Source organism: Microbacterium sp. NPDC090014 (assembly GCF_044748285.1).
In the GTDB taxonomy this organism is placed as follows: Bacteria; Actinomycetota; Actinomycetes; order Actinomycetales; family Microbacteriaceae; genus Microbacterium.
Map to the genome: position 1 here is coordinate 755,236 of NZ_JBIVFS010000001.1, position 23,783 is coordinate 779,018.

The following is a 23,783-nucleotide window of genomic DNA, read 5'->3' on the forward strand; positions in this document are numbered from 1 at the left end:
TCCGCCCGGGGCGTGAGCGGCGGCTGTTGCGGCAGAACTGTCAGAATCGCGATGAAATCGGACTAAGTCCGATGTAAAGCGCTAAGTTCACTGCCTCACGAAGGGGCTGATCCGATCATACGGATCGGGTCGGACATCTCGCCTCACGGAGTTCTGAATCCCCATGGCGCGCATCTCGGCGACCCAGCGTTCCCCGTCGGCCAAGCAGGACAGCTCTAGCGTCGAAGCTCGTAACCCTGTTCGTTTAGTAGGTTGATTGCGATCTCGAGCAGCGTCCCAACGAACTCGATGAGGTCTGCAATCAGCTCCTCGTCTGGTTCGTACAGAGCCCCGCCCATCTGAGGCGTAGATGGGGGCGTCTCGATCGCGTGGCGCAGAGTGGTGATGAACTGCCCGTGCGCGTGGGCCGAGGTTATCGCCCAATAGTTGAAGGTCTGCAATGTGGGGCCCGGAACGCGACTCGCTATCTTCCTTGTGATCGAGGAGGGATCGATCAATGGTGCGCTGAGAACGTCTTCCGGATCGGATCCGAGGTTGCTCGCCGTGGTCCTGAGAAAACGTCCGAGTGCTGCTATTCCCTGTTCGGTCTTGTCATCCGGCGTTCGCGCTTTGCGCAGAGCGTTGGTCAGCTTCAGCCCGTGCCTGTGCTCGATACGAGCAATCTCAAGTGCCCTGCGGACTCTAGAAGGGGAATCGGTACCATCCAGAATCCAGATCACCTCCACGAGCCCCTCCAACACAGGACGGAACAAGGTGTAGTCAGCCTGCATATGAAGGAGCAACACGTCCTCTTCGGGGCTGGCGGCAAGCTCCGCCCAGGCGGATACGTGGTCTGCAACGGTGAGGACGAGCCCGGAGACTATGGCATGAGGGATGACGATGTTTCCTGCGAGGGCTTGATCTTCCTCCGCCATCGACCCCTTTCGAACCGTGGGCACTCCACTCTTGATCGCCGCCGCGAAGTCCCGGAATCCTTCGACAGCACCGCTGAGAGTCTGCAAGGTGGAACGCTGTGTCATAGCACTGAGCGTACGGGGGGATCGAGCGTCATCTGATAATCCGAGATCGCAGATTGCCGTCCTGGGGTGGTTCTACTTCTTGACGCGGTAGCCGAGTCTCTTCACGGCTTTCGCGAGGTACACGTTCGCACTGGAGGAGTCCAGTCGGGTGTGCACCAACGGCAGCTGCGGGAACGAGTCCTCGGCAGGCGAGAACAGCGTCACCATCGGGCCGAAGTCGATCGATGACACGTGGTAGAGCCCGTCGATGCTCGACCCAAGTTGGTCATGGATCGCATTCGCCCAGTTCCGTGTGTATCGCTTAGGCCCCATCTGGATCGAAGAGGTCGTCCCGTTGATTACAGGCCAGTTGCTGGTGAGATCCAGTAACCGAAGCTCACGCGTCGGACGCCAAGCCGCGAGGGTGTTTCCACGAACGCGCCGATTGATTAGTCGGCCCTTCTGAAAAACCTCGCCGAGAGCTGTCGTAGATCCAGCAGCTGCGTACATCACGCCATAATCAGCATGATGCTGCTGTGGCTCGGGATGCGGGTCAAAGCGCATGGTTCTGATCGGCCCGAAGTGCCGCAGCTCATCCCACGCCTGCGGGTGAGGACCTCTTGTAGCGAAGACCCGCCAGAGGATCCCATCGAATGATCTCAGGTGCTCACGAGCGTCGAGTGTGAGCGGCGCCGGGGGTGTTGCGGGGACTTTCGCGTTCGACGGGCTCACGTGATGTCGGCGTCTTCGAGGATGTCCACTACGGGTGCAGGATCCTTCGCGGCAGCCAGCCACTCGATCGGCGTCATCCATTCCTGGGGGTCGACAGACTCATCGCTCGACCGCAAGTCGTCTTGAGGTGTAGTCATGAAGCCTTCGACGTCGGCCGGATCCCAGTCGGACGGGATCGCTCGGACGAGCAGGGGAAGGTGGGGGATCGTCGAGACCTTTTCGCCGGGAATGAACTGCCATCGAGGGTAGAGGCGGATCCTTCCCGCCCGGAAGCCGTACAGGGTGTTCTTGCTCTGGCGGTGACGCACACTGGAGGCATCGATGCCGAGGAGCGCTGCGACTTCGGATGCGGTGTAGGTGTTGGTTAGGGCGCGCACGTGAGTCTCGCGTTCGAGTTTGGCGAGCCCACCGCTGGTGACGAATGCGGCTGCCTCGGCGAACTCCTCCGGAGTGAAATCGCCGGACTCGATCAGGAAGTCGGCTTGCTGCTCTGTGAGGCCCAGCTCGGTCGATTGACGGTCGGTCATGGCATCGGCGAGCTCGTCGATGAGTGCGTTGAACACGGATACGTCGACGTTTGACGTCTTCGCCACCTGTGCAAGGCGCTCAACACCGGCTTGTACGTCGGTCTTTTCTGGGGCCTTGGTCGCCACGACGAGCTTCGGTTTCCCGTCGAGGAATCGACCTGTCGCGGTGCCGCGGTTCACAGTCGTCTCGCGGGCGGCGACGCGAGCTGAGGAGGCACGGGTGCGACTCTTCTTCACAGCCATCTTGCCTCCTCGTGGCGGCATCTAGTTAGTGCGTACACGCATTATCTTACGCGCGCTTTTGCGTGTATGCATCCCCGTGTGGTGCCGAAGGTGAGAGCGGTCAAGCGCTCCTGGACCGGGAGCAGCGGCGTTGTAGGGGGCATGTCGTGCGCCTTCAAGGCGGCTCCCCAACTCTTGCCACCTTCCTGCCCGGCGCAACGCTTTCAACGCGTAGCAATCAACGAGGATGTCGTTGGCCTACGCTTGAATGCTTGCGTGGGGAAGAGCAAAAACACTCGTAGAAACAAGCGGCCTCGATCTCAACGGTCGGCGGTGAGCACCGTGCAACGGGAGCCAGACGCACTCGAACTGGCCTTGTCAGCGTACGATCCGGACGAGCTCTGGACGTTGATTTTCGCCGCCGCCACGTCCCCGGGCAACAGGCATCGGTCGGTGACATTGGGAAGCAGCTTCGCGGCTGCGCTACGAGCCTCCGCCGCTCCGGCGCCGGACGAGTACCAACCGCTGCCGTCGATCCAAGCACTGTCCGATCTAGCGGCTACCACCTATGGGATCGGACTGGAGCGTGAAGATTTTATCGCCACCGACCCCACCCGAACTGTCTTCCTCGCCGTCGGCGCTGAGCCGCTGCGCGCGGTGCCTGGCCTCACCGAACGGCCGGTCGCCGACCTCACGCGTGCGCTCAGAATGGCGGAAGCGGTAGACGGTCGCCTCCACCGGCGATTTCGATTCGGTATCGCGAACGTGGTGAACGTGGCGATGAGGTACGGCGATTTCTGCGTGCGCCACCTTGCGGACGCATGGGTACCAGCCCCGGACCTGGAGCTCAACGATGAGGTCTCATTGCCGGACGTTGAGTATGAAGCGACGCGGGCCTTCCTCAACCTGGATCCCCTCGACCACATCGAACTCGGTGAGGCTGACAAAAGGGCGTTGGAATGGATGACGAACTCCGCAAGTAGGGCCGCGTTCGACGTGGAGAGTCTCTCCAGTCCGTTCGAAAGGTTCCTTCGCTTTGCTGACACGGCGGGTGGACACCGATGGGTGCCGCCACTCTTCATCCCGGAGATCATGGCTCATGCCGCCCGAGAGCTGGTGTCTGCGCTCGACCGAGACAGCCAAGCACGAAAGGCCCTCCGGAGCTCTTGCCTGAACCAGATCCGTCAAGCCCTGTGGCGTTTCTCCCACCAGTTGATCGAACCCCCGCCCTCCAGCGAAGGCGCCGCCATCCCGCTTCGAGGGATTGACGTTCAGTGGTTGGTACCAGTGAATCCGTCCACTTTCATCGCCGTCTCGGTCATCTACGTCCCCGACCTGGGGGCCTCGCCGCCGCCATACATCGGCTCAGTGGAGCTGGCGAAACAGGTGAGGGCGCAATCCGGCCCTGTGCCGGTGCGGATGGCGGGCGGGCGACGCGGAACCATCAAGTCGGGCGCGGAGGTCATCCCGTTGACGGTGTTCGCGGCGCCCGGTCACATCGCTGTGCCGCAGGCGGTCGGCGAGGCAAAACTCGCGCTTGAAGACCTGACATGGATTGCGGAAACTGCCACGTCCGACGATGATCTTTACGCATTCGCGCGGGATCTGAGCGCTCCCGATTTCCCTGAGAGCTTCGGGTGGGAGGCGATCAACTACTGGGAGCCGTGGAAAGCTAATGGCAAGTCTTTTTTCAAGGGTGGTGTGGTACCCAATGCCGTCTACTTTGAAGCGCACGCGGGCGAGGCCGAGTGGGATCGAGCGGTAGAGCTATCGGATCTCGAAGTGGCGCTCATCGGGGTTGGGCTTCCACAGATTCGAGACCTCCGAGCGGCAGAAGTCGCCCCGGGGCCCGTCGCAAACGTCGCGATAATCGCAGGCGACCCCACGTATGACGCCACCCGCGGTGTCAACACCGCGCCGAGTGTTGACGGGTGGTCGCTCGCTCTCACCGAACCCCCCGTTGCCGTGGCACGGGGGGTTCTAGAGGCAGCATCTACCGACCACCGACGGTTCGTCTTCGACTTATGCGGCGGGCTAATCTACGGCTTCGCTGCGCTTGGTGATCGATGGCGTTCCGCGCACCAGGCGATCGATGTGCCCGGATACGTCCTCTACCTCCACGTATCGGAAGCAGTCCCGGGTGAATCGTCCGGCGTGGTCACGCCGTATCTCGACCCGCATGTGCGTGCCATCGACGAACCGGTCAACGTTTTGTGGCGCATCGATGTCGAGGGCTTCGCCGACTCAGCGAATGGAGATCCGCAGGCGGCGAATCTCCTAACAGCGGACGCAGTGTTCGATCTGCTCCGCGCGGGAGGCATGGATGTCGACACCGCAGCGGCGCTCCGCGACCAGTGGCGCACAGCGAAACCCTTTCTCATCTTGGAGATGAAGCAGGCACGGACCACTCTCAATCACCTGCCTGATCCGTGGCGTCTACGACCCTCTGACGAAAGCCGTATGGTTGCGGCGTTGGGGCGACGACTCCACGATGCCGGCGTTCAACCTGGCGAGTACCGAGCGGATGATGCGAATCGACTTATCCGCGAACATCTTGCGCCCCTTGCTCTCGAAACCCTGACTGAAGGAATCAAGAGCCACGATGGGAGCGAGGTGGTGCTGACGGGTATGGAGCAACTGGCGAGGGTGATGGACAGCGCCATTCATCAGCAAGACGATCTATCCCGAGTCGCAGCGAATCTCTCGACCGAATGGGATCCGCTCACCCGCACGGCCGAACTCTCGGCGGAGACACTTCAGCTTCGTCAATGTAACGAGATCGTGGTGGAAGCCGCCCTGCGCATCCTGGACAAGCCGGCGGCGACGAAGCCGATCACTCCTCAGGCATGGAGCGGTCTCCTTGCCGCCGCAGATGCGTACCTCACCGCGACCACATTGAGCGAGCGGATGTATCACCAAGTCGCGCCCGCAGTCATCACCCTCAGCCCGATGTACGAGCTGACCGTGGACGACGATCCGCATCCCGACGCATCGGCGTGGGGCCTACGAAACGACGAACTGACCCGTGCAGCTGCGGGCATTCGGCTGCACGGCACGCAAGACGACGACTCGCTGCAACAGGCGAACGAAGAAGACCACGTCGAAGATGCGTTCCAGCAGGCATGGGGAGCGACGTCGCAGGACATGTTCTCCACCCTCGCCGCGCTCGCAAAGTGGGAGACGTTTGAGCCAGGCAGGACGACTGCCCACGTCACCGTGGCCGAGGCCACAGTGTGGGTCTGTGATGCGCTGGGCTCGGGCGCGGATGAGTCGCAAAGATCGCGTGTCGAAGCTGCCATCGAGATGCTCACGAGCACGGCCGTCCAGATGCAAGCCGTGGAGTGGAAGCCCTGGCAAACGCGCACTCGGCGCCATCGGCTCCTCGTGCAACCGCTGGTGCAAGATTCGGATGGACGACTCATTGTCAGCCCCCAGTACCTGCTGACCTCCTTTCAGGTCTACTACCGCCACCTCCTCCAAGGGGTTCTTCCCTGGGCGGGAGACGTTCCTCAGCCTGTCAGCAACGCGCTTGCGGACCGCCGTGCGCGCCGCAATATTCGGTTCGAGAGATTCCTTCAGAACCGGCTAGAGGAACTCGGCTACACCACGGTCGCCCGCGTGAAACCCAACGACCACGCGCGGCTCGGCGTGCCGACTCTCACCACCGAGGTCGACCTCGTGTGCGGACGCCCTGGCGATAGCACCATCTGGTTGATCGAGGCGAAGGACCCTGCGTCGGTGCATGGATTCGCTGAGACGGCGCGACAACTGCGCACCTTCTTCCGCGACCAGGTAGGAGACCGCGGGACCAAGCCCAGCTACACAACTCAGCTCGCCCGCAAGGAGAGCGAACTAGCGCCCCACGTCGCGAGCATTGCGACGCGTCTCGGGATCGGCGACCCCCCTGACGGCGAGGAGTTTCACCTAAGCACCCTCTTCGTGACCCGAAACCTCACTCCGGCAAGCTACGTCGACGAGCAGTTTCAGGTTGAGACGGCGACGGAGTTTCTCGCAGCTCGAGGCCACACACATTAGACGACGTGTGAGCGGTGCGCGCTACGCCGTTGCGTTGCCACGAGCTCTATCGCCACTTCTGACCTTCGATAATCCGGGCCAGAGCTGCTACGTCGCCGCCACGCCTGAACCATTCCACAGGGCTGTGCTGACCGTCGGTGACCATGGTCGACTGCGGCGTCGCCATCAGAGCAGATACCGACATCCATCCCTTGTCTTTTACGATGTCGATGATCTCGGTTAGGTGCGGTAGGAGTTTCCCCGGCGAGGAGAGGCTGAACTGCCACGACGGAAAACGCCGGGACTGTGCAACATCGACCATGTACAACTCGCCGCGGTCGGCGGCAGCAAAGAGCGACTCTTCGTCCATATGCAAGAAGCCAGCGGCTGCGGAAGCAGATACGGTCTGGAGCACGCTCGTCAGAAGAGTGCTCGCTACACTCGCGAGAAGACCCCCGCGAGCAACTTCGATCGATGTCGCCTCGAGCGACTCTGGCGTGAACGCCTTGGACTGGATGAGATAGCTGACCTCCTGCGGAGTCAGCTCTTCCTGATCCGCGATCGGTCGCTCTGCGCGGAGCTGGTCAGTCAGCGCTCGAACGATGAAGTCCCCGTCCGCGTTCAACCGGCCGACGGCGTCGACGAACGCCGCGATCGCATCGGTGGATGGCTGTGCCTGCCAAGGGCGGGTTCGTGGCTGGCCTTTGGTTTCATCCATGTGCGACAGCGTAGATGAGCCTCCGCTGGAAGGGGAGGTCTCCCGGGGAATCGACGGCGCGCATCCCATAGAGCCGATGACAGTCGGCGAGATCGCAGACGTCGTCTGCTGGGCCCGGGCGCGCCTGCGGGTCTGGTTGGGGCGCGTTCGCTCGCTACCCAAGAGAACCCCGACGCTATCGAACGCCTCTGCTTGCTTGGTTCAACCGGATGGGAGAACAGCACTGGTGCAGAATGTCACTGGAGCGCCTGTTCGGCGTCGACGTTGACCCGGAAGGACTTCGTGGGCCACTACAACCTCAACCGAATGGGCTGGCAGCAATTCGAGCACATGCTCCAGGCGCTCGCGAAGGCTGAGTTGGGCAATGGTGTCAGGCCGTTTGGTTCAGGTAGGGACGCGCAGCGCGACGCTACGTTCGACGGCCGCGTCGACTTCCCGGTCGGGGCGGGCGCGAAATGGGATGGCTACGGCGTCATTCAAATGAAGTACAACGAGAAACCGGTCTCAACGACGGCTGACTGGCGGTGGTTCCTTGACGAGGTCCGCTCCGAGCTGCGTGGCTGGCTCGTAAAGAAGAGGGTCGGCGAGAAGACGCCGGAGTACCTGCTTTTCTCCACCAACGTCGTGCTGACCGGGACGAAAGACACTGGCGGTCGTGACCAGTTCGACCAGCTTCTTGCCGCCAACGCAGAAGACTTGGGGCTGCGTGGATGGTACGTGTGGGACTACGACGAGATTCGCGTCATGCTCGACACCCACACGTCTATTCGACAGCGATACCTAGAGCAGATCGTCACCGGCGACTTTCTTGCGCAAGTCGCCGAATTGCTCCCCGAGAAGACGGCTCTCGAGGCGGATCGGCTCGCTGGGCACGCCGTCGCCGAGCTGATCAACCGGCAATGGGTTCGAACGGGCGATGCGGGGTACAACGATGCGTCGAAAGTGACACTCGCGGACATTGCAATCGATCTGCCCTTCACGGCGGGCGTGACCGCGGACGCGGAAGGCCAGTCGCGGAGGATGACCGCCGCCGAGACGGTGCGCATCGGCGACCTCCACCTGTCAACCACCGCCGGCCGTGGGCCCCATGGGGTGGTCATCGTCGGAGGCCCGGGTCAGGGCAAGAGCACGATCGCCCAAGTGATCGCCCACACGTATCGTGTCGCCTTCCTCGCTGACACGAACGTCGAGGAGTACGGCGAGAGGGCTAAGCGCGCCTTCGATGGCCTCGACACACGGCTCAGGAAGGCGGGTATCCCGAACCCGCAGAAACGTCGATGGCCGTTCGTGATCGAACTGGCGAAGGCGGGGGCCGTGATCGCATCCTCCCCGTCGACGTTTTCGTTGCTCACCTACATCGCCGATTCCATACTGATTCGGGGGAAGAAGTCGGACCCGAGTGCGTTGCTGGACTGGTTGCGCACCTGGCCGTCATGCCTCGTGCTCGACGGCCTTGATGAGGTGCCTGACGCGAAGATCCGCAGCCGGCTCATCGAGGCGGTCACAGCGCTGGTGAGCGAGCTGAGCTCGGAGAAGGCGGACGTGCTCTTCGTCGCCACAACACGCCCACAGGGGTATCGACGGGAGTTCGACGACGCGTTTCCCTGCACGCAGATCACCCTGTCTGAACTCACCGAGACGGAAGCGATCAGCTACTCGGAAGCTCTCACCGCGTTGCGGGCAGCCAATGATCCAGACCTCGCTGAGCAGGTTGCACAAAGGCTCATCACGGCGGTCCACGAACGAGTCACGCAACGACTGATGACCACACCGTTGCAGGTGACGATCATGACGGCTCTCGCTGAAGAGGCAGTCGACCTTCCGACGGATCGATTCGAGCTGTTCGACCGGTACTATCGCGTCGTCTACGACCGTGAACTGGCGAAAAGCGAAGCCTTCACGGAACTGAAGTCGCTGCGCCCCCACATCGACCATCTTCACGAGCAGGCCGGGCTCAAGTTGCAGGCACGAACTGAGCGACCAGGGAACTCGGACGCTGTCCTCACGAAATCCGAGATCTCGCGTATTCTTCGCCACCGGCTCAGCTCGGCCGGATTCGAAGAGAGTGAATCGGAGTCGATCGCGACGACCCTCCTCAAACTTTCGACGGAACGACTGGTCATGCTCGTCTCTCCGAAGACATCGAAGTACGAGTTCGAAGTGCGATCGTTGCAGGAATATATGGCGGCTCGCGCGATCACCGATGGTGACGAACAGGTCGTCTTGCAGAACCTGCGCGAACTCGTTCCATCGAGTCACTGGCGCAACACGTGGCTGCTCGCGGCGGGACGCCTGCTGAAGCGTCGAGAGCACCTCATCGATGACGTCATCGACATCGTCGTTCGATACGACATTCAATCTGCCGAGTCGCCGATCACAGCCCTCGGCGCGAGCCTCGCTGGCGACCTCTACCTAGACAACTTCGGGATCGAGTTCCCGGCGACACGACGCAAACTCCTCAGCGCCGCTGTGAACCAGTTCGCAGATCTCGCTGATGGCATGCCGGCCGGCGTTGCGAACCTTCTGGCGACTGCGTTGGAACAAAGCGAGCGAGAGCACGCCATCGTGCTTGATGCCCTGCACGAGCTCAGCCGCGAGAACCCGTCCAACCTTGCCACCCGCGCATTGAGCGACAATCGCACCGGTATGTCAGATCTCGCCAAGCAGGCACGAACGACGTTGACCGAGGGTCGGAAGTACATTAGACCCGAACCCGGACCGATCCACGCTGATGCGGCGATCCTCGCACGTGCTCTCGCCCGGGCATCCAACCCAGGCGCGGAGGTCCTACTCCTTGTCGAGCAACTGCAGACGCCTGGTGCTGTCTGGCGGGGACGTTCGCTCGGAGTCTCGGTCGACATGCTGATTGCCCTTGAGAGAGACGCCGCTCGCCCCGCCCTTGCAGCTGCCGCGAAGAGCTTGTCTCAGAGCAGCCCGGCAAGCGCCGCCCTCAGTATCGAGCTCCTCCGGTTGCACGCCGCGTCGAAGCTTCGAGGCGACACGTTCGCAAAGTAGTCACACCGCCGTCGCGCACGACTCAAGCACAAGCACAGCTGAGAAGCACGCAACGTTCGGCAACTAGAATCATGCCGTGACCGCTCAGCCTGCACCGAAGCCTCGGCTCGGAGGTGCGCTCGAGCGCGGTGCGGCCGAGGAACTTGCCCGCACGCTGCGAGCTGTCGCCGACCCGACTCGCCTGCAGATCTTGAGCATCATTCTGGGATCCGCGGACGAACGTGCGACTGTCGGGCAGCTGGCGGACATGCTCGGTTTGCGGCAACCAACGGTGACGCACCACGTCCGGATACTCCTTGATGACGGGTTCGTCACGAGGGTGCAGGATGGCAAGCTCGGATGGATCTCCGTCCATCCCGAGCGTCGTGCCGCGGTCGAAGATTTTCTCCGATGAGCGAGAAGCACACGCACCGTGTCGGGCGACCACTCGACGAGCAGGCGGCTCGGGATCGCGCGGTGCAGGTCGCAGTACTCGGTAACCCCGAGACCCTGCGCACCCTGAGCGCCTTGGCATCCGGTATGCACGAATCTGACCTTGCCGGCGAACTCGGTATCGATTCCACCGGTGTCGATCAAGCGCTCAGGTCATTGCAGATGGCCGGTCTCATCCGGCGCGAGAAGAGCGATGCATGGATGCCAACGATCGACGCGTGGGTGCGTTTCGGACGTCTGCTCAGCAGCGATTCTCTGACAGCGGGATCCCCAGAGAATCCCGTGATGGCGCTTCCTCGTGCGGTTGGCACCGTGGTTGAAGACCTCGCGTATCGCTTCAGTTCTACGTTCAGTCGAGAAACGGTCGCAGGATACGTCGCTCAAAGCTATCGGCTGCTGAGCCAACGGACGCGGGTCCGTGAGCACCTGTTGACGATGACGGCGCGGTACGCCGCGGACCGCCTAGACGCTCTCGCCACGGCCCAAGGCCTGGTACTACGGGACACCCCGGAGGTGCTATTCGTCTGCGTGCAGAACGCTGGGAGGTCGCAGATGGCGGGGGCGTTCTTGCGGCATTTCGCGGGCGGACGTGTTCACGTGCGCACCGCCGGGTCTGCTCCATCGGACACAGCGCATCCTCGCGTGGCTGCGGCGCTGAGCGAAGTCGGGGTTGAGCTGTGGGGCGAGTTCCCCAAACCGCTCACGGATGAAGTCGTGCGTGCGGCGGACTACGTCATCACGATGGGGTGCGGCGACTCGTGCCCGATTTTCCCCGGGCGACGCTACATGGAATGGGATCTCGCCGATCCGCTCGAGCTCGATGATGTCGGTCTTCGCGCCGTGCGTGATGAGGTCCGCTCACGGGTTCTTGACCTTCTTCAGGAACTGGGCATCGAGGCTCAGGAGGCGAGCCGGTAGCCGGCGACGCGGACAGTTTCGATCAGCGCCTGTGCTGGTGCGAAGGCGGCCAGTCGCGAGCGGAGTTTTGTCATTGCTACCCGCACTGAGGCGTGGGGATCTTCGAGGTCGGATCCGAAGGAAAGTGCTAGAGCGTCGATGCTCACACTGTCTGGGTAGGCGCGGATGATCTGATGCAGCAGCTCGAATTCTCGTGCGGGTAGCAGCAGCGCGTGATCTTGCCAGCGCAGGCTTCTGTGCGAGACGTCGAGCGTCAATTCCCCGATACGCAGTGTGCGATCTGGAGGGGCGGATCGTGGATGCAGCCGTGACACTTCGCGCAGTCGGTCCGGGGTGACGGGGAGTCGGACGGTACCGCGCACTCCGGCACTCATCGCCGCTGCGATTGTCGCGGTTTCCGTCGCATCGGAGATACCCAGGAATAGGGCACCGTCGCACACGGGACCCGCGATCTGGATGATCGCGGCGAGCTTCTCGAATGGTTCTCCGCTGCCGAGGACGAGGGATGCGTGATGGTCGTGCGCGAGGTCAGCGAGCGCTTCGACGACTTCTGCGTGGACGGTAACGGGGACTCCCGCATGGCGGAACTCGGCAAAGCTCCCGCGCAGTACGTCGGGTCCGCGTCCGTGGAGCACGAACCGCGGGTTCCCATCCCTGCCGGTGTCGGTCATCCGAATCGTCCGCTGATGTAGTCCTCGGTCCGCTGGTCTTGTGGCTGTTCGAAGATGTTGCGGGTGAGGTCGTATTCGACGAGCACGCCGGTGCGGTCACCGGTGCTCTCGTCGGCGAGGGCGGTGAAGAATGCGGTGCGATCGGCCACGCGCGCTGCCTGCTGCATGTTGTGGGTGACGATGATGATCGTGTAGTCCTTGCGAAGCTCGTGCATGAGGTCTTCGATCCGAGACGTGGCGATCGGGTCAAGGGCGGAGCAGGGCTCGTCCATCAGGATCACGTCGGGTTGTACAGCGATCGTCCGCGCGATGCACAGGCGCTGCTGTTGACCGCCGGAGAGGCCGAACGCGGATTGCTTGAGCTTGTCCTTCACTTCGCCCCAGAGGGCGGAGCGGGTCAGTGCCTCTTCGACGAGGTCGTCCATGTTGTCGACTTTCATCCCGGTGACCCTAGGGCCGTAGGCGATGTTGTCGTAGATCGATTTCGGGAACGGGTTGGGCTTTTGGAACACCATGCCGATCCGCCGACGGACCTCGATCGGATCCACGGCTTTGGCGTAGATGTCCTCGTCTTGGAAGAGGACGGTGCCTTCCACGCGGGCACCGTCGACGAGGTCGTTCATGCGGTTCAGGGAGCGCAGCAGCGTTGATTTTCCGCATCCGGAGGGGCCGATGAGCGCGGTGATCTCGTTACGCCCGAACTCGAGGTTGACGCCGGTCACGGCCCGGAACTCGCCGTAGTACACGTTGACGTCTTCGCAGCGGATCAGGCCACTGGGGGTGGCGGCGAGCCGTCGTGTTTCGGCGGCATGGAAGTTCGTGTGCGTCGCTGTCGCGGCGCTGCCTGTGGGAGTGCTCATGGTTACCACCGTTTCTGGAACTTGTTGCGGATGAAGATCGCGAGCGCGTTCATCAGGATGAGGACGGCGAGCAGCAGGATGCTGGTGGCGCCGGCGAGTTCGTGGAAGCCTTCTTGCGGGCGGCCGGTCCAGTTGAAGATCTGGATCGGCAGCGTGGTGTAGCCGCTGAGGAGCCCGTTCGGGTCGAAGGTGATGTACACCAGCGCGCCGAGCACGAGCAGCGGGGCGGCCTCCCCGAGTGCGCGGGAGAGCGCGAGGATGGAGCCGGTTGCGATCCCGGGAACGGATGCGGGGAGCACTTGTCTCCACGTGGTCTGCCATTGTGTGGCGCCGAGTGCGAGAGATCCGTCGCGAATCTCTCGCGGGACCGCGCGCAGTGCTTCTCTGGTCGCGATGATGATCACCGGCAGGATGAGCAGTGTCAGGGCGAACGCCCCGCCGATGACGATGTTCTTGTTGGTGACGCCGAGCATCGAGAGGAACGCGAGCGCGAGGAGCCCGTACACGATCGAGGGCACTGCGGCGAGGTTCTGCACGTTGAGTTCGATGAACCGGTTGAACCACCGCTTCCGGTCGGCGAACTCTTCCAGGTGCACGGCGGCGGCGATCCCGAGCGGGAGTGTCATCACGGCGGTCGCACCGATCGCCCACACGGATCCGAGGATGGCGGGCCGGGCTCCGGCCTCGTCGGGGTCGGCGGAGGGGAAGTTGAACAGCAGCGCCGTGGAGAGCTTGTTCTGCCCGGTGAGGAAGATCGTGATCAGAAGGGTGATGAGCACCGCGAACGCGACGAACAGGGAGAGCCACAACAGCAGCAGGAACGCCAGTGCGCTCGGGCGCATCTCACCGTTGCGGCCGGTCGCGATGGGGGCCGAAGCGCGCAACGGCTGCGTCGCGGTCGTCGAGGTGGGGGACATCAGTAGGCCTCCCGGAAGCGGCGGACGAAACGGATGCTGATGAAGTTGATCAGCAAGGTGATGAGGAACAGCAGCAGCCCGACCGCGAACAGGGTGTTGTATTCGAGGCTCCCGACCCGGGAGTCGCCGAGCGCGGCGTTGGCGATGAATCCCGTCATCGTCTGCCCCTGATCGAGCGGGTTGGTGACGAGTTGCGCTTGGTTGCCGGCGGCGATGGCGACGATCATGGTTTCGCCGACCGCTCGGGAGATGCCCAGTACGACGGCCGCGACGATCCCGGACAGGGCGGCGGGGAACACGACGCGGAGGGTGGTCTGCATCCGGTTCGCCCCGAGCGCGGCGCTGCCCTGGCGGAGCGCCTGCGGGACAGCGGACATGGCGTCTTCTGCGATCGACGCGATCGTCGGGATGATCATCACACCCATGACGAGGCCCGCCGCGAGAACACTGAACGCCCCGGTTGGAAGGTGAAGCCAGTCCCGCAGGACGGTGCCTTGCACGAACTGCAGGGCGAAGAACCCATACACGACCGTGGGGATGCCCGCGAGGATCTCGAGCAACGGTTTGAGAACCTTGCGGACGCGGGGGCGGGCGTACTCGGCGAGCAGCGTTGCAGCCCCGAGCCCGAACGGCACCGCCACGAGCAGCGCGATGAGCGTGGTCCACAAGGTCGCGGTGACCAGAGGCAGCACGCCGAACGACGCGTCCGCGAAGCGTGGCGCCCACCGGGTGCCGAACAGGAACTCCAGGACCGGGACCTCGGCGAAGAAGCTCAGCGACGGGATAAGCAGCGCGATGAGGATCCCCACCGTCGTCACGACGGTGACGGCTGCAGCCAGGCGCAGGGCGAGCTTGATGAGGAACTCGCCGGGGCGGCGGCGGCCGGCGAAACTGCTGGCGGGGGCAGGGGCCCGGCCAGAAGCCGGACCCCCACGCCGTTCAATGATGGCGGTCATGGAGCGTGCGGTGCTCAGCCGAGCGAGGCGAGCTCGTCGGTGGCGGTGGTGACCTGGTCCTCGGTCAACGGCACGAACAGTGCACGCTCAGCGATCTCCGCGGAGTTGGCGACGTAGAAGTCGATGAACGACTTCACCTGCTCCTTGTCGACGTACGAGGCGTTGTTCACGTAGATGAACAGGGGGCGACCCAGCGGGGTGTAGGTGCCGTCCTGCACGGTCTCGGTGCTCGGCATCACGCCGTCGACGGCGACTGCCTTCACGACACCTTCGTTCTCTTCGACGTAGCTGAGGCCGAGGAACCCGATCGCGCCGACGTCTCCCGCAACGCCCTGGATGGTGATGTTGTCATCTTCGGAGGGGCTGTAGTCGGTGCGGATCGCACCGTCTTCGCCGTTGATCTCCTCGGTGAAGTAGTCGAACGTGCCCGAGTCGGTGCCGGCGCCGAAGAGCGTGATGGCCTGGTCGGGGAAGCTGGGATCGACCTGGTTCCAGTTCGTGATCTTGCCCTCCGCCTCCGGCCCCCAGATCAGGTTGAGCTGCTCAACGGTCAAGTCCTCCGCCCAGTCATTCTCCGGGTTCACGATGACTGACAGGCCGTCGTTGGCGGCGACGATCTCGGTGTACTTGATGCCGGCGGCCTCGCAGTCCGCAGCTTCCTCGTCCTTGATCGGACGCGACGCGTTGGACACATCCGTCTCGCCGGCGCAGAACGTCTTGAAGCCACCACCGGTACCCGACGTCGCGACCGAGACGTTCACGCCGCTCTCCTCATCGCGGAACAGGTCAGCGGCGGCCTCAGTCAGCGGGGCGACGGTCGACGAACCGTCGGTGTTCACCGAACCGGTCAGTCCGCCCCCGCTCGCGCCGGATCCAGAGGTGTCACCACCGGAGGGCTGCCCGCCGCACCCGCTCAGGGCTAGTGCCCCGACCAGGACCAATGCGGTGGACGCGAAGATCTTTGCTGTGGACTTTCGCACGTGTGCTTCCTTCATCTCAGGTATTCGAGGGATGAAGCAGCCGAGTCGCCGCTTCACATAGATGCTTGTCTATCCGACGTAGTTATAGAAGGCTATCTATATGAACGCGGGGTTAACGGGGGCGAAAGGGTTCGTTGATCTTCCCGCCCGGGTGTCGGATCGTGCCGTGATCGACGCGATGATCAGGTGCGCGGACGTCGCGCGCGTCAGTGAGGCTTCGCAGGCGGCGAGGTCTCGACAGAAAGGACTCACATGCACCTGGTCGTGATCGGGGGAAGTGACGCAGGAATCTCCGCGGCGCTCCGTGCCCGAGAGGTGGACGAATCCGCTGATGTGACGGTCGTCGTTGCCGATGCATACCCGAACTTCTCGATCTGTGGCATCCCTTACTACTTCTCGCGGGAGGTGCAACCGTGGCAGTCGCTCGCACATCGCACGCTTGCCGATCTGGAAGCGGCCGGTCTCCAGGTGCGCACCAACACGCTCGCGACGGGCATCAGCGTCAATGCCCGCACACTCACCGTGCGGAACAACGGTGGAGCGGAGTCCGCCATTCCTTACGATGCGCTCGTCGTCGGGACGGGCGCATCCGCCTCGACGGCGGGTATCCACGGGACCGACCGGCTCGGGCCTGCGGACGGGGTGCATACGCTCCACACGATGGGTGACACCTTCGCTCTTGAGAACTACCTCGATGAGCATCAACCGTCGACGGCAATCATCATCGGCGCGGGGTACGTCGGCCTCGAGATGGCCGAAGCGCTCACCATCCGCGGGCTCCAGGTCACGCAGCTGCAACGCGGACCCCAGGTGCTCTCCACCCTCGACACGGAACTCGGAGCGCTCGTGCGCGACGAGCTCGACCGCAACGGCGTCACGGTGGAAACGGGCATGCAGGTGCACGATATCGGCCGCGACAGCGGGCTCCTCGCGGTCCAGGGCACCCGCGACGGTGCCCCGTTCGTGCGTCGCGCCGAGCTGGTCCTCGTCGTGGTGGGTGTGCGCCCCAATGTGGAGCTCCTCACCGGAATCGGGGCACGAACCGGAGCCGGCGGCGCCGTCATCGTGGACGAACGGATGCAGACAGGGATCCCGCAGATCTGGGCGGGCGGGGACGGTGTGATCACCCGTCATCGCCTTCTCGGCGACACGTATCTTCCGCTCGGCACGACCGCGCACAAACAAGGGCGAGTCGCGGGCGCGAACGCGGTCGGCGCCGATGCGCGATTCCACGGCAGCCTGGGAACCCAGGTCGTGAAGGTGTTCGACCTGGTGGCTGCCCGCACGGGCCTTCGAGATCACGAAGCCGAAACCGCGGGGCATCGACCGCACAGCCACACCGTCACTGCCGACGACCACAAGCGCTACTACCCCGGTGCCACCCCCATCCACATCCGCGTGACCGGAGACTTCGAATCGGGGCGTCTCCTCGGCGCGCAACTGCTCGGATCGCGCAGCGCCGAGATATCCAAGCGCGTCGATACGTTCGCGACAGCACTGCACCACAGCATGTCCGTAGACGCGATCAGCGACCTCGACCTGTCCTATACCCCGCCGCTCGGCTCCCCCTGGGATGCGGTGCAGATCGCTACCCAAGCGTGGAGCACGTCAACCCGCGCAGCGGGATCAACGACCCCTGTCCACGCCGGTGCGTCTCGCAGCTCGGAGGCGGGCGGCATTGACCGGGCGGCGAGATCAGGTGAAGCGGGCGAAAATGAGTGAAAGCCCGGCGAACCCGACAGCAACCCATGCCATGGCGGAGTACGACCCCGTCGCCACCGCGATGAGCGGGCCGAGTGCGGGACCGACCGCACCGATCGCCGTGATCGGTGCGGCGAAGACACCATTGATCGAGCCGTAGTTCCGCGTGCCCCACCGGTCAGCGACGGCAGAGCCCTGCACGAGCGTCTGTGCACCGCGCACGGCTCCGACCCCCACGCCGATACTGATGAGCAGCCACGGCGGCCCAGGCACGATCGCGAGCAGAGCAAGCCCGATGACGCTCAGCCCCGCCGTCGCCGCCAACGCCACCCAGGGTGCGGCGGCGTGTGGGATGGCGACATACAGCAGTCGGCCGATCACCTGGCCGGCGCCGAGCAGCCCCAGCGCCCAAGCGGCGACCTCGTACGTCATCCCCTTCTCAGTGAACAGAGGAATGATCGCGAGTGTGACGCTGAACAGCGCCGCCGCCAAGGTGAGCATCGACGCCTCAAGCATCCAGAAGCGCCGCGTGCGCACCACGCTCGCCACCGTATGGTGATCGGCCGACGCATCATGGACGACGGGCGGCCAGGACGACTCGAGAAAGAACCAGTGCAGCGGTGTGGTCGTCACCACGAGGACGACGGCGAGGACAAGAAACACCGACCGCCAATCCATCACCGTCAGCAACACGGCGACGATAGGAGCGAAGACGGTCGACGCCAATCCTCCCGCGAGGGTGAGGATCGTCATCGCACCCCGGCGGCGGTCTCCATACCGGCGAGCGATCACCGTGAACGCGGCCTGGTACAACACCGCGGCCTGCGCGGTCCCCGCCACGATCCACCCCGCCGTGAACACGACAAGATTCGGCGCGGCCGCGACGATGACCAGCCCACCCGCACCGACAATGCTTCCCACGGTCATGATCATCCGAGGCCCACGCTCGTCGAGCCAGCGCCCGACAACGACGCCCGCGATCGCCGACGCAGCGAGTCCACCCGAGAACGACAACGTCACCAGCGCCACGGGCCACCCTGTCGCGTCCGCGATCGCGGGCGAGGCGACGATCAACGCATAGAACAGAACCCCCCAGCTGATGACCTGCCCCAGCGACAGCGCGACAAGCCGCCCCCCGAACCGGGAGCCCGGGGCCCGGGCCGTCACACCGAACGCAGGGTGTCCGCGGCGGCGTCCAGCGCCCCGTCGGTGATCGCGAAGTATGCCCACTTCCCTCGCTGCTCGCGGGTGACAAGCCCCGCGTCGGCGAGCAACTTCATGTGGTGCGACACCGTGCCCTGCGACAGTCCGACCGGCGCGGTGAGGTCGCAGATGCACGCCTCCCCACCGTCACCGGCGGCAATCAGCGACAACAGGCGCACCCGTGTCGGATCCCCGAGCGCTTTGAACACCCGTGCGACGCGCTCCGCGTCCTCGACCGTGATCGCTGCTGTCACCCGAGGGGCGCAGCAGGACGTCGAGGTGTCGAGGGTGGCAGGAAGACTCATGACACCAGTATCGCACGCATTGACAAACTTCGATAGGAGGAGCAGGCTATTCATATTGAAGTTTTTCGATTTGAGGAGATGTGATGAACGAGCTTCCCGTCGTAGTCATCGGCGCCGGCCCCCAAGGGCTTGCTGCGGCCGCCCACCTGACGGAGCGTGGCATCGCCGTGACGGTCGTTGAGCGAGGCGATGGGCCAGCTGCTGCGGTGTCCGAGTGGGGGCATGTGCGCCTGTTCTCCAGCTGGCCGGAACTCACCGACACGGCCGCCCGGCGTCTGCTGGAGCCGACCGGGTGGACCGCACCGCACTCGGGCTACCCCACGGGAGCCGAATGGGTCGCCGGCTACCTGGACCCGCTCGCCCGCGTCTTCGGTGACCGCGTCGTCTACTCGACGACCGTCACCGGTGTCGCCCGCAAGGGCCGGGATCTGATGGTCGACAGCGGCCGTAAGGGGCAGCCGTTCATCGTGCATACCCGGGACACGCAGGGGGCAGAAGGGCGGATCTCCGCGCGCGCCGTCATCGACGCCAGCGGCACATGGACGCTCCCGAACCCTGCCGGGGCGGACGGGCTGCCCGCGCTCGGCGAGCGGGCCGCGGTCGCGGCCTCACGGATCTCGTACCGCATCCCGGAGGATGTCTCCGCGTGTGCGGGGCAGCACCTGGTCGTGATCGGTGCCGGGCACTCCGCAGTGCATGCCGTCCTCCGGCTGAGCGAGCTGGCGCGCAGAACCCCAGGCACCCGGGTGACGTGGCTGCTGCGTCGCGGTACGACGGGCAACGTCTTGGGTGGTGGAGCGGGCGATGAACTGCCCGAGCGTGCAGCTCTGGGCACCCGAGCGCGCAAGGTGATCGAAGCCGGTGTTGTCGAGGTGGTGACGGGCTTCCGCGTCGCCGAGTTCCACGACGAGGCGGCGGGGCTGCGCATCGTCGCGGAGAACGGCAAGGAGGTCGACGGGGTGTCCCGCGTGTTCGCGCTGACCGGATTCCGCCCCGATGTGAGCATCCTGTCGGAGATGCGCATCGACCTGGATGCGTCCTTGGAGGCGGTCGCCGGGATCGCGGAAGAGATCAACCCGAACGTCCACTCCTGCGGATCGATCGGCGCCACCGGGGCCCGCGACCTCACCCAGCCCGAGCCGGACTTCTTCATCGTCGGCGCGAAAAGCTACGGGCGCGCCCCCACCTTCCTCGCTCTCACCGGGTTCGAGCAGGTTCGCAGCGTCGCCGCCCACCTCGCGGGCGACCATGCAGGCGCCGAGCGCAATGAGCTCGTCCTTCCCGACACCGGCGTCTGCGGCGGATCCGGAGACTTCGACGGGGCCGGCAGCAGCTGCTGCGCAGCGCCCGTCATCCAGCTCGAGCCCACCCGCGTCGCCGTCGGCTGACCGGCCGCTCGAACCACCACCCAGCGCCCCGCGGGGCGCAATCAACCCAAGGAGTACTCACATGGCCAACCAGCTGATCGAGAAGAACGTCACGATCGAAGACCCCCGCGACGGCACCCCGCTCGCCGTCACCATCCAGCTCGAGCTGGATCTGTCCGACTGTGCATGCACGCCGCGCACGCCCTCCCTGGGCAACCCAGTTGGATACGGCTCCAAGTAGACCTGGACGTCGAACCTCGGCCCCGCGAAGGGGAGCTCTTCCACCTCGGGCGAGCTCCCCTTCTGCATGTATCGCGGGACATCTGCCGTGAGTGGCTTATGGGGAGAACAGCGTCCGCACGCGGGGAATCACTCGTCTGTACGTCTGACGGACTTCCCCGTACGCGCTGACGAGTTCGAGGTCGGGCTGAATTTCTTGTCCTGTCCCCACCATGGCAGTGATGGCGTCAGCCCAGGTGGGGTGCAGCCCCGTCCCGACGGCCGCGCAGATCGCTGCCCCCATACCAGCTGCGTCACGTACACGGGGTGTGCGCACGGGTACCCCATATACGGCAGCCAGGATGCGCAGCATGAGATCCGATTCGCTTCCACCGCCGGTGACGATGAGGGAACGACGGTCTCGCCCGAGCGCGCGGCGCGCACGGGCGTCAGCGCTCTCGGTCTCGATCGCGAGCGCCTCGAGGATCGCCCGATAGATGTGGAACCGTCCCTGCGTGCCGTCGAAGCCGACCAGCGCCCCGCGCCGCCACGGCTCATCCGCGGGCGCGAGCCAGTCCAGAGCAGCGACGAGGCCGCCCGCGCCAGCCGGGACGTTGTCGGCACCGCGGTTGAGGTCATCTTCCGACGTTGCCTCGATGGACCCGGATACGACGTCGCGGAACCAGCTGACCGTCCACATGCCGCGTCGCACTCCGGCGCTTTCGTAGAGGTATCCGCCGGGCTGTGACGAGAAGTTCGTCCACACGTCTGGATGCGGTGGCAGCGGACGATCCCCTGGCGTCATGGTCGCGACGTACGTGCCCAGGGACAACAATGCGTCCCCCTCGTCCTGGAGCCCTGCACCCAGGGCTTCGACGGCCTTGTCGTTCGACGTCGCGATCACGGGGATTCCCGCGGGCAGACCGAGCAGCAGTGCTACCTCGGAGGCGAGAGTGCCGAGTGCCTCGCCTGGAGCGACCAGGTCGAACAACATCTCCCGTCCCAGACCCACACGCTCATACTCGGCGGCATCCATGCTCCAGGCCCAGTGTGCAGTGTCGATAGGCCAGCTGCCCTGTACGTTGCCCGCGGCATCCTGGCGCTCTCCGGTGAGCTTGTGAGTGATGTACCCCGACGAAGTTGTGACGTACACCGCCTCGTCGGTTTCACGCTCGTACGCGCGCGGCAGACGCTCGTCCATCCAGCTCATGACCGGCTGGGCGAGCGATCCGTCAGCGCGCAGCACGGCCCGGCAGAAGCGGATCGTGCACAGGCCGATGCCGCGGATCTCGGCCGGATCCCCCGCGAAGTCGGCGACCGCGGCGCGCGTCGCGGCGACGATCGAGTCCCACAGGTCGTCGTCCGGATGCTCCCATCGACCCGGCGCGGGCGACGAATACGGCCGCAGCGCGACACGGGCGCTCGCGTGCACGGTCCCGTCGCCGTCGACGATCAGGACCTTCGTGCTCTGCGAGCCGTTGTCGATCGCGACGACGTACCCCGCCGCCGACGCGCTCACGCCCGCGTCGCCATCTCGGCCTCGGGCGTGGCGACGTCGTCCAGGGGATAGATGGTCCCGCGGTTCATGATCCCGCGCGGGTCGAGCCCGTCCTTGAGGGTGCGCAGCAGCCGGTAGGCGCTGCCGTGCTCCTCATGTGTCCACGGCGTGCGGTACTTGCCGATGCCGTGGTGGTGCACCATGGAGCCGCCGAGGCGCAGTGCCTCCTCCACGACGATCGCGTTGAGGGGCTCGTGGTACTCGGTGATCTCTTCGCGCGGCTCGCAGGCGATGTCGTAGTCGTAGACGAAGTACAAGTTGGTGCCGGTCTGGTAGCTGTGCGAGGAGTGCGCGCCGAGCATCCGCAGGTCCGCCGCGCGCGGGAACTCGGTGCGTGCGCGGCGCATGACGGACTCGAACAGTTCCTCGACGCCTGACCAGTCGATCGATACCTCGGTCGTGTAGCCGAGGCGCGCCTTCTCGAGCATCTCGCGCTTCTCGGCGTCGATCTTGTCCTGCCCCCAATTGAGGTTGTCGAACCAGTTCTCGATCAGTGCGGGGTCGACCTTCTCGTGCGGGATGCTGGCGAAGATTTCCTCGACGCCGGCGGCTGTGGCGTCGGCCACGCCCTTCGGTCCTTCGGCGACGACCACGACCACGGCCTTGCCGTCGGCGAAGTGCGAGAAGTGCTGCGCGGCGTCCTCCTCGGAGTACGCGCGTGCCACCGACGGGCGGTAGCCGGCGACGATGATCTCGCGGAGACCTGCCACGCCCGCCGGGAGCGAGTCGACGAGGTACCCGAGGAAACGATTGTTCTCCGGCTGGTAGGTGAACACCTTGACGGTGACCTCGGTGATGACGGCAAGCGCGCCCTCGTTGCCGATCATGATGTGGCGGATGTCGGGTCCGGCGGCGCGTCGCGGCACGTTCTTGATGCGTACGACCTCGCCGTCGGGCAGCACGGCTTCGAGCCCGATCACCATGTCCTCGATCCCGCCGTACAGCGTGGAGAACTGGCCGATGGACCGGGTCGCGACCAGTCCACCCATCTGCGCGAGCGGCTTCGACTGCGGTGAGTGCCCCGTCGTGAGGCCCTGCGCCCGAAGGGTGTCTTCGAGCAGCTGCAGCGGAACGCCGCACTGGGCCGTGACCATCATGTCGACGGGGTCGATGTCGAGGATCGCGTCCATTCGCGAGCCGTCGAGCACGATCGAATCCTCGACGATCGTCTCGAGTCCGCCCTCGGTCGCGGTGCGGCCGGTGCGGGGCACGACGTTGACGAGGTTCTCGTCCGCGAACGCGAGGATCGCCGACACGTCGGCGGTGGACCGCGCGTAGGCGATCGCGGAGGGGATCGGACCGTCGAAGATGCCGTGCACGGATGTGTACTTCTTGAAGCGGTCGACGCTCGCCTCGCGCAGCGGCTGCGCCTCGGTCTCGACCTGGTCGGTGCCGAGGATCTCCTGCAGTCGGGTGACGATCTCCTCACGTGAGAGAGCGGATCGTGAAGTGACCATGGGGAAGGTGTCC

At 64.7% G+C, this 23,783-nt stretch carries 20 protein-coding genes; 7 read left to right on the plus strand and 13 right to left on the minus strand.

What is annotated here, in order from left to right:
• Nucleotides 1-215 precede the first annotated feature (215 nt).
• The 3 genes from ACIPV5_RS03660 to ACIPV5_RS03670 form a co-directional block, all read right to left on the minus strand.
• Nucleotides 216-1,019 carry a hypothetical protein gene (locus ACIPV5_RS03660; RefSeq protein ID WP_400339811.1) on the minus strand — a complete coding sequence of 268 codons (804 nt, stop codon included), beginning with the start codon at nt 1,017-1,019 and terminating at the stop codon, nt 216-218.
• A 72-nt stretch (nt 1,020-1,091) separates the two neighbouring features.
• The gene (locus ACIPV5_RS03665; RefSeq protein ID WP_079112065.1) at nt 1,092-1,811 is read right to left on the minus strand and encodes an RES domain-containing protein; all 720 of its coding nucleotides are present in this window, start codon (nt 1,809-1,811) and stop codon (nt 1,092-1,094) included.
• On the minus strand, nt 1,727-2,500 hold the full coding sequence (locus ACIPV5_RS03670) for a hypothetical protein (RefSeq protein WP_061016786.1): 774 nt from the start codon (nt 2,498-2,500) through the stop codon (nt 1,727-1,729). Before ACIPV5_RS03670 ends, ACIPV5_RS03665 begins: the two co-directional genes overlap by 85 nt.
• Before the next feature lie 312 nt (nt 2,501-2,812).
• On the opposite strand from ACIPV5_RS03670, the gene ACIPV5_RS03675 reads away from it, so the two are divergent.
• Nucleotides 2,813-6,514: a hypothetical protein gene (locus tag ACIPV5_RS03675; RefSeq protein ID WP_400339814.1), complete on the plus strand. Its 3,702-nt coding sequence runs from the start codon at nt 2,813-2,815 to the stop codon at nt 6,512-6,514.
• Between the two features lie 46 nt (nt 6,515-6,560).
• On the opposite strand, the gene ACIPV5_RS03680 is transcribed toward ACIPV5_RS03675, so the two are convergent.
• Nucleotides 6,561-7,211: a hypothetical protein gene (locus ACIPV5_RS03680; RefSeq protein WP_061016790.1), complete on the minus strand. Its 651-nt coding sequence runs from the start codon at nt 7,209-7,211 to the stop codon at nt 6,561-6,563.
• 264 nt (nt 7,212-7,475) lie between these two features.
• On the opposite strand from ACIPV5_RS03680, the gene ACIPV5_RS03685 reads away from it, so the two are divergent.
• The 3 genes from ACIPV5_RS03685 to ACIPV5_RS03695 all read left to right on the plus strand — a co-directional run bounded on the left by ACIPV5_RS03685 (nt 7,476) and on the right by ACIPV5_RS03695 (nt 11,576).
• Nucleotides 7,476-10,226, plus strand: coding sequence for an NACHT domain-containing NTPase (locus tag ACIPV5_RS03685; RefSeq protein WP_149084206.1), 2,751 nt, complete (start codon nt 7,476-7,478; stop codon nt 10,224-10,226).
• 76 nt (nt 10,227-10,302) lie between these two features.
• Complete coding sequence (locus ACIPV5_RS03690; RefSeq protein ID WP_061016796.1) at nt 10,303-10,620, plus strand: helix-turn-helix transcriptional regulator; 318 nt, start codon at nt 10,303-10,305, stop codon at nt 10,618-10,620.
• The gene (locus ACIPV5_RS03695; protein ID WP_231728787.1) at nt 10,617-11,576 is read left to right on the plus strand and encodes a three-helix bundle dimerization domain-containing protein; all 960 of its coding nucleotides are present in this window, start codon (nt 10,617-10,619) and stop codon (nt 11,574-11,576) included. Before ACIPV5_RS03690 ends, ACIPV5_RS03695 begins: the two co-directional genes overlap by 4 nt.
• On the opposite strand, the gene ACIPV5_RS03700 is transcribed toward ACIPV5_RS03695, so the two are convergent.
• From ACIPV5_RS03700 to ACIPV5_RS03720, 5 genes are read right to left on the minus strand one after another with little or no spacing between them, the layout of a single operon-like run.
• Nucleotides 11,558-12,247, minus strand: coding sequence for a winged helix-turn-helix domain-containing protein (locus tag ACIPV5_RS03700; protein ID WP_061016798.1), 690 nt, complete (start codon nt 12,245-12,247; stop codon nt 11,558-11,560). The two genes, ACIPV5_RS03695 and ACIPV5_RS03700, sit on opposite strands and share 19 nt — an antisense overlap.
• Complete coding sequence (gene pstB, locus ACIPV5_RS03705) at nt 12,244-13,107, minus strand: phosphate ABC transporter ATP-binding protein PstB (protein WP_200838810.1); 864 nt, start codon at nt 13,105-13,107, stop codon at nt 12,244-12,246. Before pstB ends, ACIPV5_RS03700 begins: the two co-directional genes overlap by 4 nt.
• 2 nt (nt 13,108-13,109) lie before the next feature.
• On the minus strand, nt 13,110-14,024 hold the full coding sequence (gene pstA / locus ACIPV5_RS03710) for a phosphate ABC transporter permease PstA (RefSeq protein ID WP_061016800.1): 915 nt from the start codon (nt 14,022-14,024) through the stop codon (nt 13,110-13,112).
• The gene (gene pstC, locus ACIPV5_RS03715) at nt 14,024-14,980 is read right to left on the minus strand and encodes a phosphate ABC transporter permease subunit PstC (RefSeq protein ID WP_017201968.1); all 957 of its coding nucleotides are present in this window, start codon (nt 14,978-14,980) and stop codon (nt 14,024-14,026) included. The genes pstA and pstC overlap by 1 nt, the downstream gene beginning before the upstream one ends.
• Nucleotides 14,981-14,994: 14 nt before the next feature.
• Nucleotides 14,995-15,975 carry a PstS family phosphate ABC transporter substrate-binding protein gene (locus tag ACIPV5_RS03720; RefSeq protein WP_061016802.1) on the minus strand — a complete coding sequence of 327 codons (981 nt, stop codon included), beginning with the start codon at nt 15,973-15,975 and terminating at the stop codon, nt 14,995-14,997.
• 237 nt (nt 15,976-16,212) lie between these two features.
• On the opposite strand from ACIPV5_RS03720, the gene ACIPV5_RS03725 reads away from it, so the two are divergent.
• Nucleotides 16,213-17,682, plus strand: a complete 1,470-nt coding sequence (locus ACIPV5_RS03725) for an FAD-dependent oxidoreductase (protein WP_017201966.1) — start codon at nt 16,213-16,215, stop codon at nt 17,680-17,682.
• Here the strand turns inward: ACIPV5_RS03725 and ACIPV5_RS03730 are convergent.
• Nucleotides 17,656-18,828, minus strand: coding sequence for an MFS transporter (locus tag ACIPV5_RS03730; protein ID WP_017201965.1), 1,173 nt, complete (start codon nt 18,826-18,828; stop codon nt 17,656-17,658). The two genes, ACIPV5_RS03725 and ACIPV5_RS03730, sit on opposite strands and share 27 nt — an antisense overlap.
• Nucleotides 18,825-19,169 carry a helix-turn-helix transcriptional regulator gene (locus tag ACIPV5_RS03735; protein WP_017201964.1) on the minus strand — a complete coding sequence of 115 codons (345 nt, stop codon included), beginning with the start codon at nt 19,167-19,169 and terminating at the stop codon, nt 18,825-18,827. Before ACIPV5_RS03735 ends, ACIPV5_RS03730 begins: the two co-directional genes overlap by 4 nt.
• A gap of 83 nt (nt 19,170-19,252) precedes the next feature.
• Between ACIPV5_RS03735 and ACIPV5_RS03740 the strand changes: the two genes are divergently transcribed.
• Both ACIPV5_RS03740 and ACIPV5_RS03745 read left to right on the plus strand, forming a co-directional pair.
• On the plus strand, nt 19,253-20,557 hold the full coding sequence (locus ACIPV5_RS03740) for an FAD-dependent oxidoreductase (protein WP_241796829.1): 1,305 nt from the start codon (nt 19,253-19,255) through the stop codon (nt 20,555-20,557).
• A 61-nt stretch (nt 20,558-20,618) separates the two neighbouring features.
• Nucleotides 20,619-20,777 carry a hypothetical protein gene (locus tag ACIPV5_RS03745; RefSeq protein WP_017201962.1) on the plus strand — a complete coding sequence of 53 codons (159 nt, stop codon included), beginning with the start codon at nt 20,619-20,621 and terminating at the stop codon, nt 20,775-20,777.
• 96 nt (nt 20,778-20,873) lie between these two features.
• Here ACIPV5_RS03745 and ACIPV5_RS03750 read toward each other — a convergent pair whose 3' ends face one another.
• Nucleotides 20,874-22,274, minus strand: coding sequence for an FGGY-family carbohydrate kinase (locus tag ACIPV5_RS03750; RefSeq protein ID WP_017201961.1), 1,401 nt, complete (start codon nt 22,272-22,274; stop codon nt 20,874-20,876).
• Nucleotides 22,271-23,770: an FAD-binding oxidoreductase gene (locus ACIPV5_RS03755; RefSeq protein ID WP_400339826.1), complete on the minus strand. Its 1,500-nt coding sequence runs from the start codon at nt 23,768-23,770 to the stop codon at nt 22,271-22,273. The genes ACIPV5_RS03750 and ACIPV5_RS03755 overlap by 4 nt, the downstream gene beginning before the upstream one ends.
• Between the last annotated feature and the right edge of the window lie 13 nt (nt 23,771-23,783).